The sequence below is a fragment of the Rhizobium sp. BK008 genome (assembly GCF_014197345.1).
Classification (GTDB): domain Bacteria; phylum Pseudomonadota; class Alphaproteobacteria; order Rhizobiales; family Rhizobiaceae; genus Rhizobium; species Rhizobium anhuiense.
Genome location: NZ_JACIFK010000001.1, coordinates 509,995 through 523,610 on the forward strand (window position 1 = coordinate 509,995; position 13,616 = coordinate 523,610).

Annotated in this window: 10 protein-coding genes; 8 read left to right on the top strand and 2 right to left on the bottom strand. The window is 61.3% G+C overall.

What is annotated here, in order from left to right:
• Positions 1-54: 54 nt before the first annotated feature.
• Positions 55-1,260: a glutamine-hydrolyzing carbamoyl-phosphate synthase small subunit gene (gene carA, locus FHT69_RS02360; protein ID WP_097594411.1), complete on the bottom strand. Its 1,206-nt coding sequence runs from the start codon at positions 1,258-1,260 to the stop codon at positions 55-57.
• 269 nt (positions 1,261-1,529) lie between these two features.
• Here carA and FHT69_RS02365 point away from each other — a divergent pair, with 269 nt between their 5' ends.
• A complete protein-coding gene (locus tag FHT69_RS02365) occupies positions 1,530-1,985 on the top strand; it encodes a GatB/YqeY domain-containing protein (RefSeq protein WP_028758328.1) in 456 nt (151 codons plus the stop codon).
• A gap of 3 nt (positions 1,986-1,988) precedes the next feature.
• Here the strand turns inward: FHT69_RS02365 and FHT69_RS02370 are convergent, their stop codons facing one another.
• Positions 1,989-2,876, bottom strand: a complete 888-nt coding sequence (locus tag FHT69_RS02370) for a hypothetical protein (protein WP_063474556.1) — start codon at positions 2,874-2,876, stop codon at positions 1,989-1,991.
• A gap of 668 nt (positions 2,877-3,544) precedes the next feature.
• On the opposite strand from FHT69_RS02370, the gene dnaG reads away from it, so the two are divergent.
• From dnaG to FHT69_RS02405, 7 genes are all read left to right on the top strand, one after another.
• Complete coding sequence (gene dnaG / locus FHT69_RS02375) at positions 3,545-5,554, top strand: DNA primase (protein ID WP_047611091.1); 2,010 nt, start codon at positions 3,545-3,547, stop codon at positions 5,552-5,554.
• Positions 5,554-7,422, top strand: coding sequence for a DNA helicase RecQ (gene recQ, locus FHT69_RS02380; RefSeq protein WP_183904864.1), 1,869 nt, complete (start codon positions 5,554-5,556; stop codon positions 7,420-7,422). The genes dnaG and recQ overlap by 1 nt, the downstream gene beginning before the upstream one ends.
• Positions 7,423-7,519: 97 nt before the next feature.
• On the top strand, positions 7,520-8,707 hold the full coding sequence (locus tag FHT69_RS02385; RefSeq protein WP_097594202.1) for a glycine C-acetyltransferase: 1,188 nt from the start codon (positions 7,520-7,522) through the stop codon (positions 8,705-8,707).
• Positions 8,708-8,888: 181 nt separating this feature from the next.
• Positions 8,889-9,926 (top strand): L-threonine 3-dehydrogenase, encoded by a 1,038-nt coding sequence (gene tdh, locus FHT69_RS02390; RefSeq protein WP_028758333.1) that lies wholly within the window; start codon positions 8,889-8,891, stop codon positions 9,924-9,926.
• 10 nt (positions 9,927-9,936) lie between these two features.
• Positions 9,937-10,284, top strand: coding sequence for a GFA family protein (locus tag FHT69_RS02395; protein ID WP_063474559.1), 348 nt, complete (start codon positions 9,937-9,939; stop codon positions 10,282-10,284).
• Positions 10,285-10,748: 464 nt separating this feature from the next.
• Positions 10,749-12,806 carry an RNA polymerase sigma factor RpoD gene (rpoD, locus tag FHT69_RS02400; RefSeq protein ID WP_047611085.1) on the top strand — a complete coding sequence of 686 codons (2,058 nt, stop codon included), beginning with the start codon at positions 10,749-10,751 and terminating at the stop codon, positions 12,804-12,806.
• A 421-nt stretch (positions 12,807-13,227) separates the two neighbouring features.
• Positions 13,228-13,521, top strand: a complete 294-nt coding sequence (locus FHT69_RS02405) for a GYD domain-containing protein (RefSeq protein WP_018242976.1) — start codon at positions 13,228-13,230, stop codon at positions 13,519-13,521.
• The last annotated feature ends 95 nt before the right edge of the window (positions 13,522-13,616 follow it).

Below are 13,616 nucleotides of genomic sequence, written 5' to 3' on the forward strand. Positions count from 1 at the left end.
AAAGAAAAAGGCCCGCCTGGGCGAGCCTTCATCGGAAATCGCTGTGGCTTGAAATCAGCGTTCGGCGAGTGCCGGTTCGCCCTTCTTTTCGCGCACCATGTTGATGAAGCGGCGGAAGAGATAGTGGCTGTCCTGCGGGCCGGGAGAGGCTTCCGGATGATGCTGGACGGAAAAGACCTGCTTGCCGAGCACGCGCAGGCCGCAATTGGTGCCGTCGAAAAGCGAAATGTGAGTCTCTTCAACGCCATCAGGCAGCGACTTCGAGTCGACCGCGAAGCCATGGTTCATCGAGACGATCTCGACCTTGCCCGTCGTATGGTCCTTGACGGGGTGGTTGGCGCCGTGATGGCCCTGATGCATCTTCTCGGTCTTTGCGCCGAGTGCGAGGCCCAGCATCTGGTGACCGAGGCAGATGCCGAAAACCGGGATGTCGGTCTTGATCAGCGTCTTGATGACAGGCACGGCATATTTGCCGGTTGCCGCCGGATCGCCCGGGCCGTTCGACAGGAAGATGCCGTCCGGCTGCATGGCGAGGACGTCTTCGGCGCTCGTTGTGGCCGGCATGACAGTCACCTTGCAGTCGAGGCCGGCAAACAGGCGCAGGATGTTGCGCTTGACGCCGTAATCGAGGCAGACGACGTGGAATTTGGCGTCCGCAGCCTTGAGTTCACCGTAACCTTCGTTCCAGACCCACGGCGTTTCGGTCCACAGCGAGGACTGGCCCGACGAGGCGATCTTGGCAAGGTCGAGACCTTCGAGGCCGCTCCAGGCTTTGGCTTCGGCCTTCAGCGTCTCGATGTCGAAGACGCCGTTAGGATCGTGGGCGATCACCGCGTTCGGGGCGCCGTTCTCGCGGATCCAGGCTGTCAGCGCGCGCGTGTCGATGCCGCAGAGGCCGATGACGCCGCGTGCCTTCAGCCATTGATCGAGGTGCTTGGCGGCGCGGTAGTTCGAAGGGTCGGTGATGTCGGCCTTGAAGATGACGCCGACGGCGCCGTGCCGGGCGGCCGGCGTCAGATCCTCGATGTCTTCCTCGTTGGTGCCGATATTGCCGATATGCGGGAAGGTGAAGGTGACGATCTGGCCGAGATAGGAGGGGTCCGTCAGGATCTCCTCATAGCCGGTCAGCGCCGTGTTGAAGACCACTTCGGCCGGCACTTTGCCGGTGGCGCCGATGCCCTTGCCTTCGATGACCGTGCCGTCGGCAAGAACGAGCAGGGCGGTCGGCTTTTCGATTGTCCAGGGTGCTGTCGCGGTCATCTTCATCCCGTTTCCGGCAGGTGGGCGCGTTGCCGCGCTCGTCGCCATTTGATCTCGCAGGCGTGTGGACACGGCAATGCCGCGCGCTTCAGGCCTGATCACGAATTTTGGTGCAGGTGGCGGTAAATAGCCACGCAATCGCTTAGCGTCAATCTTTGTAGCCGAGATTGCCGCTGTTTTCCTGCGCTTTGTCGCAACGACCGCGCAATTTATTTGATCCGCCGCATCAGCGTGGTTTATGAAGCGGCATCAAAACAGGAGTGAAGACCATGCTGCGCGATCAACTCGCCACCCAGCTGAAAGAGGCGATGAAGGCCAAGAATGCAGAGCGGCTTTCCACCGTCCGGCTGATTCAGGCCGCGGTCAAGGACCGCGATATCGCCAATCGCGGCACCGGCAAGGAGCAGGCGAGCGACGACGAGATCCTGCAGATTCTCGCCAAGATGGTGAAGCAGCGCGACGAATCGGCAAAGATCTACGAGGAGAATTCCCGACCGGAGCTTGCCGCCAAGGAGCGCGCCGAAATCACCGTCATCCAGGATTTCATGCCGAAGCAGCTTTCCGACAGTGAAGTGCGCGCCAACGTCTCGGCGATCATCGCCGAGACGGGTGCCGCAGGCGCCAAGGATATGGGCAAGGTGATGGCAGCGCTGAAGGAGCGTTATGCCGGCCAGATGGATTTCGCCAAGGCCTCGGCGACCGTCAAGGAACTGTTGAACGGATAAGTTTCAGATAACGCGTCTTGCCTGCGGTTCGTCACGGACCGCAGGCCCGAGCACCGCTTCGGCGGCGGCATCGACGATGGCGAATTTCGCCGCCTGATAATTCCAATATTCGCGGATGAAGTGGCCCGACAGCCAGAAGTCGCCCTTGCGGGAGAGTTCTGTCCAGCCGACGCTTTCCATGGTCGCCGCCTGCGTCAGTAGCCGCTTGAGATGGGTGTTGGAAATCATGAACTGTTCGCGCAGTTCCCTGAGCGACAGAGGGCCGAGAACGACGCGGTCGGCCGTCCGGGGAAATTCCGGAAGGCGCGAGATCAGGTAGTCCATCACCAGTCCGCCGGAATTTGCCCAGTTGAAGAGGTTGAAGGTCGGGCCTGGATTGCGCACCGCTTCACTCCCGATGATCGCCTTCGCGATCAGCGGCTGGATCGCTGCCATCATCGCCGAGGGATCGGCAGTGATCTTGTCGGCGCGCTCACCGCCGTCGAGGCTATCGAGGATCATCATATGGGTGACGAGCCAACGGGTGAAATGCTGCTCGGCGATTTCGGTCGGCTCCAGGTAGCGTGTGCGCTTGTCGGGGCCGGGAACCGGTCGCAGGAAGCGATAGGCCAGCATTTCCTGCATGAAGGCTGCGGCCGTGTTGCGGCTGGCGATATCGTTCTTGACCGCGAAATCGATGAAGCGGCCGGAATAGAGGCCGCTCTTGCCGCCGTCGGGATGACCGTAGTGAAGGGCGAAACCGGCATGGGCCATCAGCCAGCGCTGCTGCGCGGCGAAGATCGAGGCGATGCGCGGGCTCTCGCGATAGATGGCGAGCATCTGATCGGCGCACTGCAGGATCGCAGCGAAAAATCGATCGTCTGCTGCAAGATTTTCCGCGGTAAAAGCCATTGGAGAGGTCCAGGAGTTCGGCGCATACATCTTTCATGCCAGCGCCGCCTGTCAACGGTTTTGTCAATAAGCGGTTAATTTCAAAGGGAGAGTTGTCGCAAGGCGAGCCAAAATTTAAGAAGGCAGGAGCTGGGGGCGCTCCTGCCTTCTTGCTCTTTGCTTCCGCCGGCAACGCAGGGCCGAGGCCCAAGCCGGAGGGTATTTGCAAAGGCACCCTTGCGAAGCGGCGCCGGGGGTAGGGATGGTGCTTCGCTCGGGGATCGCTTTGTTGAGATCGAACCTATTGCGGGCTGGCTGCTTATTCAAATTACAAAAAAATAATGATTGGCGAAAACGGCGGTTTGGGGGGCATCAAAGCGGAGGTCGGGCAGTAGGCTGTAAGACGGGGGTGTCCGAGCGTCGGAATTGATATGTCACTGTTTTTAAAGGATTTAATATCAGAATTCGGCAGGCTTTGGCTCTTTGTGGAGCACTCACGACGGTGCCGTTCCGGATCTGCGAGGACAATAATGTCGCACCCCTGTCGCAGGGGCGATAACGTGTTGTTGATTGGAAAACCGACATCGCAAGCAACCGGTGCACTTGCCTGTGAATAGCGGGTTTTCATGACAAGTTTCGTGGCATGGAGCGGCAAAGCAGCTTATATGGAGCTTGGCCAAGAGGTATAGATGCGCTTTTCCAACACCTTTCTCGATGAGATCCGCGACCGCGTTCCGATTTCGAACGTGATTGCGCGCCGCGTCAGCTGGGACAAGCGCAAGACCAACGTATCGCGCGGCGATTATTGGGCCTGCTGCCCGTTCCACGGCGAGAAATCGCCGAGCTTCCACTGCGAGGACCGAAAGGGCCGCTATCACTGCTTCGGTTGTGGGGTCACCGGCGACCATTTCCGCTTCCTGACCGAACTCGAGGGCCTGAGTTTTCCCGAGGCGGTGCAGCAGATCGCCGATATGGCCGGCATGCCGATGCCGCTGGCCGATCCTGTCATGGAGAAGCGTGAGAAGGAGCGCGGCTCGCTGATCGACGTCATGGAAATGGCGACGCAATTTTTCCAGGATCAGTTGCAGACGGCGAATGGGGCGAGGGCACGCGCCTATCTGCGCGACCGCGGGCTGACGGGACGCACCATCGAGACCTTCCGTCTCGGCTATGCGCCCGACAGCCGCAATGCGCTGAAGGAATTTCTTGCCGGCAAGGGCGTGCTCAAGGAGCAGATCGAGGCCTGTGGCTTGGTCGTCCATGAAAACGTGCCGGTTTCCTACGATCGCTTCCGCGACCGCATTATGTTCCCGATCCTTTCGTCGCGAGAGAAGGTCATCGCTTTCGGCGGCCGTGCCATGTCTGCGGATGCGCCGGCGAAATATCTGAACTCGAACGAGACGGAGCTCTTCCACAAGGGCAATGTTCTTTATAATTTCGCCCGTGCGCGGCGCGCGATCCAGGGACCGGGCCGCGGCGACCCTCAGGATGACAATGCGACAGGCACCATCATCGCCGTCGAAGGTTATATGGACGTGATCGCGCTCTATCAGGCCGGCGTCGAGAATGCCGTTGCGCCGCTTGGCACGGCGCTTACCGAAAACCAGCTCGAACTGCTCTGGAAGATGGTACCGCAACCGGTGCTCTGCTTCGACGGCGACGGGGCCGGTATCCGCGCCGCCAATCGCGCCGCCGAACTGGCGCTGCCGCATCTGAAGCCCGGCCGTTCCGTCCGCTTCGCGCTTCTGCCCGACGGCAAGGACCCCGACGATCTGGTGCGCGACGAGGGCCGCGCGCCCTTCGACAAGGTGATGAGCCAGGCAAAGCCGCTTTCCGAGATGCTGTGGAGCCGGGAGATCAATACCGGCAAGTTCGATACGCCCGAGGCGCGCGCCGAACTCGAGGCGCGGCTGAAACAGCTCGTCGCCGTCATCGCCGACGAGAATGTGCGCCGCCACTACCAGCAGGATATTCGCGACAGGCTGAACGCCTTCTTCCAGCCGCAGTTCCAGAACCGCAACAATGGCGAGCGCCGCGGCGGCTTCGCGGGCAATGGCAATTACCGCCCGGGCCGCGACAATGCCGGCAAGGCGGGGCCGAAAAGCCCCAGCATCATTTCCGACCGGCTCGCCCGCTCGGGCCCCGTGCGCGGCCACCGGGACAATACGGCGTTGCGCGAAAGCGTGTTGGCGCTGACCGTCATCAATCATCCCTCGCTGATGATCGACGATTATGACGAAATCGCCGCGATCGACTATGACAGCCGCGAGCTGCAGCGGCTCTGGTCGGCGATGCTCGGGGCTGCCGCTGCCGTCGCTGGCCCGCATCTGACACGCGAATATCTGACCGAACGGTTGGAATTCGAGGGTTTCGGTCCGCTCATCAAGAGCCTCGATCAGCAGGTGCGCAATGCCCGGCTCTGGACGGCGACCGAGGAGGCGGCGATGGAGGATGCGCGCGAAGGCTACCGCCAGGCGCTGGCCTTCCACAAGCGGGCGAAGGCGCTGCGCCGGCAGAAGATCGAACTCGAGCGAGAGATTGCGCTGGCGACCGAAGCCGGCGACGGCGAGGCGATCGTTCAATTGATGCGCGCGCAGCAGGAAGTGCATTTCGAAGGGGTGCGCCTTGAGAACCAGGAGGCGATCATCGATGGCTTCGGGGTGCTTTCCGGCCGCGTCAAAGGGGCGGCGAACCACTGATGTCGCTGACCGAACGCAATGAAACGGGCTTTTCCGCTTCCGGCGCGCTGTTTTCTTCCGGCCGCTCGCCACTCGCTATCCTCAAGCAGGTCTATGGCTATTCCTCCTTCCGCGGCAAGCAGCAGCAGGTGGTCGAACATGTGGTTTCCGGCGGCGACGCCGTCGTGCTCTTTCCCACAGGTGCCGGCAAATCGCTGTGTTTTCAGATCCCGGCGCTTTGCCGCGATGGCGTCGGCATCGTCGTTTCGCCGCTGATTGCGCTGATGCGCGATCAGGTGGAGGCGATGAAGCAGCTCGGCATCCGTGCCGCAGCGCTCAATTCGTCGCTGTCGCGCGAGGAATTCGTCGAGGTTCGTCGCGCGCTCTCGGCAGGCCAGCTCGACCTTCTCTACGTGACGCCCGAGCGCATTCTGACCGACGGGTTCCGCGAGCTGATCGCCAACGAGAAGATCGCGCTCTTTGCCATCGACGAGGCCCACTGCGTCTCGCAATGGGGCCATGATTTCCGGCCGGAATATCGTGCCCTCGGCCGGCTCGGTGAACAATATCCCGGCGTGCCGCGCGTGGCGCTGACGGCGACGGCCGATCCGCATACGCGCGACGACATCATCGAGCGGTTGGGGCTCGATGCCGCGGAGATCTTCACCACCAGTTTCGACCGGCCGAACATTGCCTACGAGATCGTCGAGCGTGACCAGCCGCGCCAGCAGCTCTTGCGGTTCCTCTCCGGACATAAGGGCGACAGCGGCATCGTCTATTGCCTGTCGCGCGCCAAGGTCGAGGATACGGCCGACTGGCTGAACGGGCAGGGCATCCGCGCGCTCGCCTATCATGCCGGCATGGACAGGGCGGTTCGCGACGCCAATCAGGATGCCTTCCTGAAAGAAGAGAATCTTTGCCTGGTCGCCACCGTCGCCTTCGGCATGGGCATCGATAAGCCGAATGTGCGGTATGTCGCCCATCTCGACCTGCCGGGCTCGGTGGAAGCCTATTATCAGGAGACCGGGCGCGCCGGGCGCGACGGCCTGCCGTCGGACGTCTGGATGGCCTATGGCATGGCCGACGTCATCCAGCGCGGCCGGATGATCGACGAGGGCAGTGCCGCCGCCGAGATCAAGCGGGTCGAACGCGCCAAACTCAACGCATTGCTGGCCATCTGCGAGACGGCTTCCTGCCGGCGCCAGGCGATCCTTGCTCATTTCGGCGAAGCGCATGCCGGCCATTGCGGCAATTGCGACACCTGCCTGAAGCCGGTCGAAACCTGGGAGGGCACAGAGGCGGCGATCAAGGCGCTGGCCGCCATCTATCGCACCGGCGAGCGTTTCGGCGCCGGCCATGTCGTCGACGTGCTCCTCGGCAACGTCAACGAAAAGACCGAGCGTTTCGGTCACGCCGAGATGCCGGTCTTCGGTGCCGGCAAGGATATTCCGGCGCGTGTCTGGCAATCCGTGTTCCGTCAGTTGCTCGCCATGGGTCTGATCCGCGTCGATCACGAAGCTTTCGGCGCGCTGAAGCTGGAGCCGGAGGCGCGGGCCGTCTTCAAGCACGAGCGGCAGGTGTTCTTTCGCAAGGACCGCCCGGCCTCGGAGCGGCGTACGAAGAAGGCGGAGCGCGGCGAGCGCAAATCCGGCTTGTCGGGCGCCGATGGCGCTCTCTTCGAAGCGCTGCGGGCCGAGCGCATGGCGATCGCGAAATCGCTCGGCGTGCCGCCCTATGTCGTCTTTCCCGATACGACACTCATCGCCTTCGCCACGGAGAAGCCGCGCAGCCGCAAGGAATTGCTCGCCATATCGGGCGTCGGGCAGGCGAAGCTCGAACGCTACGGCGATGCCTTTCTCGAGATCATTCTCTCGCACGACAAGGGCTGAACGGCTCACGGCTGATCTCGGTCCAGCGCTGAAGAAGACAAGCCGGCGGCGATATGCTAACCCGGCTGGCACGGAAATCTTCACGAAGGGCCGCCCCATGACCTCGCAATTTCTCTCCCATCTCCGCAACGAGATTTCGGTGCTGAAGGATGCCGGCCTCTATAAATCCGAGCGGGTCATCACTTCCAAGCAGGCGGGCGAGATCGGCATTTCCACCGGCGAGCGGGTGCTGAATTTCTGCGCCAACAACTATCTCGGCCTTGCCGACAACGAGGAACTGGCCGAGGCCGGCAAGCAGGCGCTCGACCGCTACGGTTATGGCATGGCTTCGGTGCGCTTCATCTGCGGCACGCAGGAGGAGCATAAGCAACTCGAGGCGCGCATCTCCGCCTTCCTCGGCATGGAAGACACGATCCTCTATTCCTCCTGCTTCGATGCCAATGGCGGCCTGTTCGAAACGCTGCTGTCCGAAGAGGACGCGATCATCTCGGACGCGCTGAACCACGCCTCGATCATCGACGGCGTCAGGCTTTCGAAGGCCAAGCGTTTCCGCTACGCCAACAACGACATGGCAGCACTCGAAGAGGAATTGAAAAAGGCCGAAGGCAGCCGCTTCAAGCTGGTCGCCACCGACGGCGTCTTCTCGATGGATGGCATCATCGCCAATCTCGGCGGTGTCTGCGATCTCGCCGAAAAATACGGCGCGATGGTCATGGTCGATGACAGCCACGCCGTCGGCTTCGTCGGCAAGAACGGCCGCGGTTCGGCCGAACATTGCGGTGTCGAGGGCCGGATCGACGTCATCACCGGCACGCTCGGCAAAGCGCTCGGCGGTGCCTCGGGCGGTTACACTTCGGCCAAGGCTGAAGTCGTCGAATGGCTGCGGCAGCGCTCGCGGCCCTATCTGTTCTCGAACACGCTGGCGCCAGTCATCGCCGCGGCCTCGCTCAAGGTGTTCGATCTCATCGAAAACGGCGATATCTTGCGCAAGCGTCTTTCCGATAATGCCGATCTCTTCCGCACAGAGATGACCAAGCTCGGTTTCACGCTTGCCGGCGAAGGCCATCCGATCATCCCCGTCATGCTGGGTGACGCCAAGCTCGCCCAGGACATGGCGGGCCTGATGCTGAAGAAGGGGATCTATGTGATCGGCTTCTCCTTCCCCGTGGTGCCGAAAGGCCAGGCCCGCATTCGCACGCAGATGTCGGCGGCGCATTCGCGGGCGGATGTGGAGCGGGCGATCGCGGCTTTTGCCGAGGCAGGCCGGGAATTGGGTGTGATTTGAGAATAGGCGATGCTGCCCCTCACCCTAACCCTCTCCCCGCTCGCGGGGAGAGGGGACGTGCCCAACGGACCGCTTGAGAATGCGGAAACGGTGCTGCATATCCCTTCGCCCCGCTTGCGGGGAGAAGGGGCCGGCAGGCGGGTGAGGGGCAGCGACAGATACGGGGCCAAGGAATACAGATATGTCGAACATGATGAAGGCACTGGTCAAAGCGAAACCGGAAGTCGGGCTCTGGATGGAGAATGTGCCGGTGCCCGAGGTCGGGCCGAACGATGTGCTGATCCGGGTGAAGAAATCGGCGATCTGCGGCACCGACGTCCATATCTGGAACTGGGACCAATGGGCACAGAAGACCATTCCGGTGCCGATGGTGGTCGGCCATGAATTTTCCGGCGAGATCGCCGAGATCGGTTCGGCGGTCACCCGCTATCATGTGGGCGAGCGCGTCTCCGGCGAGGGGCATATCGTCTGCGGCAAGTGCCGCAACTGCCGGGCGGGCAGGGGGCATCTCTGCCGCAACACGCTTGGCGTCGGCGTCAACCGCCCGGGTTCCTTCGGCGAATTCGTCTGCATCCCCGAAAGCAATGTCGTGCCGATCCCGGACGATATATCAGACGAGATCGCGGCAATCTTCGACCCGTTCGGCAATGCCGTGCATACCGCACTCTCCTTCGATCTTGTCGGCGAGGACGTGCTCGTCACCGGCGCCGGCCCGATCGGCATCATGGGCGCGCTCGTCGCCAAGCGATCCGGCGCCCGCAAGGTCGTCATCACCGATATCAATCCGCACCGGCTGGATCTCGCGCGCAAACTCGGCATTGACCACGTCGTCGATGCTTCCAAGGAAAACCTCGCCGATGTGATGAAGGCGATCGGCATGACGGAGGGTTTCGACGTCGGGCTTGAAATGTCGGGAGCGGCCCCCGCCTTTCGCGACATGATCGACAAGATGAACAATGGCGGCAAGATCGCCATTCTCGGCATCGCGCCTGCTGGTTTCGAGATCGACTGGAACAAGGTGATCTTCAAGATGCTCAATCTCAAAGGCATCTATGGCCGCGAGATGTTCGAGACCTGGTACAAGATGATCGCCTTCGTCCAAGGCGGCCTCGACCTTGCGCCCATCATCACCCATCGGATCGGCATCGACGATTTCCGCGATGGCTTCGAGGCGATGCGGTCGGGCAACTCCGGCAAGGTCGTCATGGATTGGATGTGAGGAGGACGACATGATTTATGAAGGAAGCTGCCATTGCGGCAACGTTGCTTTCGAGGTCGAAGGCGAATTCACCGAGGCGTTGGATTGCAACTGCTCGCTCTGCCGCAGGCGGGGCGGGCTTCTCGCCTTCGTGCCGCGTGACAAGCTGGTGCTGAAGACGCCCGAGGCCAATCTCTCGACCTATACTTTCAACAGCCATGTCATCCGGCATCACTTCTGCGCCAATTGCGGCATCGCGCCGTTTGGTGAAGCCGTGACCCCGGATGGCGCGGCGATGGCCTCGATCAATCTGCGCTGCATTCCCGCGGTCGATCTCGGGGCGCTGACGGTGAAGGCCTATGACGGCGCGGCGCGTTAGATTCTTCAGGCTGAGGGCGCATATATCATCGGTACAACTGCAAAAATGGTGGAAATAACGGGTATGGCGGGCAAAATATTTGCTGCCCTTGTCTTTTGTTCGCCGCATCTTAAATAAGGCTTCGCAATCGCTGCCGCGGTTCAAAGCCTGTGGATAAGGCTTTTTCCGATATTTCGTGAGCTTTTTTTCTGGAAAAGCTTGACGAGAACAAAAAATGTGGGAATCACCGTTCGACTTGTTGAAACGGTGAACTGGGTCAAGGCGGATCGCGCAACCATGGCCGGAAATCCAAAAGCAAGAAAGCTTTGCTGTCCGGTGCCGGCGATCGTGGTTAATCAGGCTTTAAATGTCATCCCGTTAGGTGGGCAAAGGTGATTCGAGGGCGGCGCGAGCGACGCGTCAGGCCCTGAGACGGCCCATTCACCGTAGCGAGATTGGATAGCGTCAGGAAGGCGACGATATAAATGGCAACCAAGGTCAAAGAGAACGAAGACGCGGAAGTCGAACGCGACGGCGCAAGCGACGGCCCTCTTCTCGATCTTTCCGACGACGCGGTCAAGAAGATGATCAAGGCCGCCAAGAAGCGCGGCTATGTGACGATGGACGAGCTCAACGCCGTCCTGCCGTCCGAAGAAGTGACGTCCGAGCAGATCGAAGACACGATGTCGATGCTGTCGGATATGGGCATCAACGTCATCGAGGACGAAGAAGCCGAGGAAGCCGGCGCTTCCGGTGGCGGCGATGACGACGACGCCGGTGGCGACGAAGACAGCGAAGGCGGCGAGCTCGCACCTTCGAGCGGCACGGCGCTTGCGACCGCCAAGAAGAAAGAACCGACAGACCGGACAGACGATCCTGTTCGTATGTACCTGCGCGAGATGGGCTCGGTGGAGCTTCTCTCCCGCGAGGGCGAAATCGCGATCGCCAAGCGCATCGAGGCCGGCCGCGAAACGATGATCGCAGGCCTCTGCGAGAGCCCGCTGACCTTCCAGGCGCTGATCATCTGGCGCGACGAACTCAACGAAGGCACGACGCTGCTGCGCGAGATCATCGATCTCGAAACGACCTATTCAGGTCCTGAAGCCAAGGCTGCGCCGCAGTTCCAGAGCCCGGAGAAGATCGAGGCCGACCGCAAGCTCGCCGAGGAAAAGGAAAAGACCCGCCGCGCCCGCTCCGGCGACGACGACATTACCGATGTCGGCGGCGAAGGCCTGCCTCCCGAAGAGGAGGAAGAGGACGAGGACGAATCCAACCTTTCGCTGGCGGCGATGGAAGCCGAGCTTCGCCCGCAGGTGATGGAGACGCTGGATACGATCGCCGAGACCTACAAGAAGCTGCGCAAGCTGCAGGACCAGCAGGTCGAGCAGCGGCTGTCGGCTTCCGGCACGCTGTCTACCGCCCAGGAGCGCCGCTACAAGGAACTCAAGGATGAGCTCATCAAGGCCGTCAAGTCTCTGTCCCTGAACCAGAACCGCATCGATGCTCTGGTCGAGCAGCTCTACGACATCAACAAGCGCCTCGTTTCCAACGAAGGCCGCCTGCTGCGTCTGGCCGAATCCTATGGCGTCAAGCGCGACTCCTTCCTGGAGCAGTACCAGGGCGCCGAGCTCGACCCGAACTGGATGAAGTCGATCGGCAATCTGGCTGCTCGCGGCTGGAAGGAATTCGCCAGGGGCGAAAACACGACGATCCGCGACATCCGCCAGGAAATCCAGAATCTGGCGACCGAGACCGGGATCTCGATCTCGGAATTCCGCCGCATCGTGCATATGGTGCAGAAGGGCGAGCGCGAAGCGCGCATCGCCAAGAAGGAAATGGTCGAAGCAAACCTTCGCCTCGTCATCTCCATCGCCAAGAAGTACACGAACCGCGGCCTGCAGTTCCTCGACCTCATTCAGGAAGGCAATATCGGCCTGATGAAGGCGGTCGACAAGTTCGAATACCGCCGCGGCTACAAGTTCTCGACCTATGCGACATGGTGGATCCGTCAGGCGATCACCCGTTCGATCGCCGACCAGGCCCGCACGATCCGCATTCCGGTGCACATGATCGAGACGATCAACAAGATCGTCCGCACGTCGCGCCAGATGCTGCACGAGATCGGCCGCGAGCCGACGCCGGAAGAACTGGCCGAAAAGCTTGCGATGCCGCTCGAAAAGGTCCGCAAGGTCCTGAAGATCGCCAAGGAGCCGATCTCGCTCGAAACCCCGGTGGGCGACGAAGAAGATTCGCATCTCGGCGATTTCATCGAGGACAAGAACGCGCTGCTGCCGATCGACGCCGCCATCCAGGCGAACCTGCGCGAAACGACGACCCGCGTTTTGGCCTCGCTGACGCCGCGCGAGGAACGCGTCCTGCGCATGCGCTTCGGCATCGGCATGAACACCGACCACACGCTCGAAGAAGTCGGCCAGCAGTTCTCGGTCACCCGCGAACGTATCCGCCAGATCGAGGCTAAGGCGCTGCGCAAGCTGAAGCATCCGAGCCGCTCCAGAAAGCTGCGCTCGTTCCTCGACAGCTGAGCGACGACAAGATCTCTACGATTGCGAAAGCCGGGCTTCATGTCCGGCTTTTTGCTTTCCGTCTTTGTGTCATCCAGTCGTTATCTCGCAACCGGTGTTTCGGTCCCACATTGCTCGCCTCGTCTCAATCTGTGATCTGCTGCCATGTCGAACGTTTAGAGGTCCGCTTTTAGGTGCCACGCGAGCGCGCACTGACGCTCTGTGTACGAAGAAATTTTGTACGCATTCCCAGACGCGGGGTTATCTCGACTTTCTGCACACTTTTGGGCGACATGCCTAATACCAATGATCCCGGCGGCTTTCTTGTCGCTGGGTGGTGACAAGATTATAGTCCGGCCACGGGGGAAGAAATCGATCGCGATGCGCGAGCGAGGACCGGTGCATGCCCGCGTCGGGCGAATCCTCCGTTGGGAGGTGCGAAATGACCACTTACATTGTGTTGATCAACTGGACGGACCAAGGTGTGCGCAACGTTCGCGACTCGTCAAAACGGCTGGATGCGGCGAAGAAATTGCTCGGCGACATGGGCGGCTCCTTCAATCAGTTCTTTCTGACGATGGGCGGCCACGACATGGTGGCTGTCTGCGAAGCGCCTGACGATGCCGTGATGGCGCGGTTTGGCCTCTCGCTCGCGATGGGCGGCAATGTCCGCACCCAGACACTGAAGGCATTCCCGGAGGCCGCCTATCGAGAGATCATCGGCTCACTTGGTTGATCGGGACAAAGGACCGCTATCGGCGGTCATAAGCGTTGCGCAACTCGCGTCAGACTGGCACTGTCGCCCTGTCCTTAATTCCTCGTGGCGTATCG

What these genes read in the sequence shown, in the direction of transcription:
- carA (WP_097594411.1), bottom strand. Translation starts at nt 1,260, where the DNA reads ATGACCGCGACAGCACCCTGGACAATCGAAAAGCCGACCGCCCTGCTC.
- dnaG (WP_047611091.1), top strand. Translation starts at nt 3,545, where the DNA reads ATGCGCTTTTCCAACACCTTTCTCGATGAGATCCGCGACCGCGTTCCG.
- FHT69_RS02370 (WP_063474556.1), bottom strand. Translation starts at nt 2,876, where the DNA reads ATGGCTTTTACCGCGGAAAATCTTGCAGCAGACGATCGATTTTTCGCT.
- recQ (WP_183904864.1), top strand. Translation starts at nt 5,554, where the DNA reads ATGTCGCTGACCGAACGCAATGAAACGGGCTTTTCCGCTTCCGGCGCG.
- FHT69_RS02405 (WP_018242976.1), top strand. Translation starts at nt 13,228, where the DNA reads ATGACCACTTACATTGTGTTGATCAACTGGACGGACCAAGGTGTGCGC.
- FHT69_RS02395 (WP_063474559.1), top strand. Translation starts at nt 9,937, where the DNA reads ATGATTTATGAAGGAAGCTGCCATTGCGGCAACGTTGCTTTCGAGGTC.
- rpoD (WP_047611085.1), top strand. Translation starts at nt 10,749, where the DNA reads ATGGCAACCAAGGTCAAAGAGAACGAAGACGCGGAAGTCGAACGCGAC.
- FHT69_RS02385 (WP_097594202.1), top strand. Translation starts at nt 7,520, where the DNA reads ATGACCTCGCAATTTCTCTCCCATCTCCGCAACGAGATTTCGGTGCTG.
- FHT69_RS02365 (WP_028758328.1), top strand. Translation starts at nt 1,530, where the DNA reads ATGCTGCGCGATCAACTCGCCACCCAGCTGAAAGAGGCGATGAAGGCC.
- tdh (WP_028758333.1), top strand. Translation starts at nt 8,889, where the DNA reads ATGTCGAACATGATGAAGGCACTGGTCAAAGCGAAACCGGAAGTCGGG.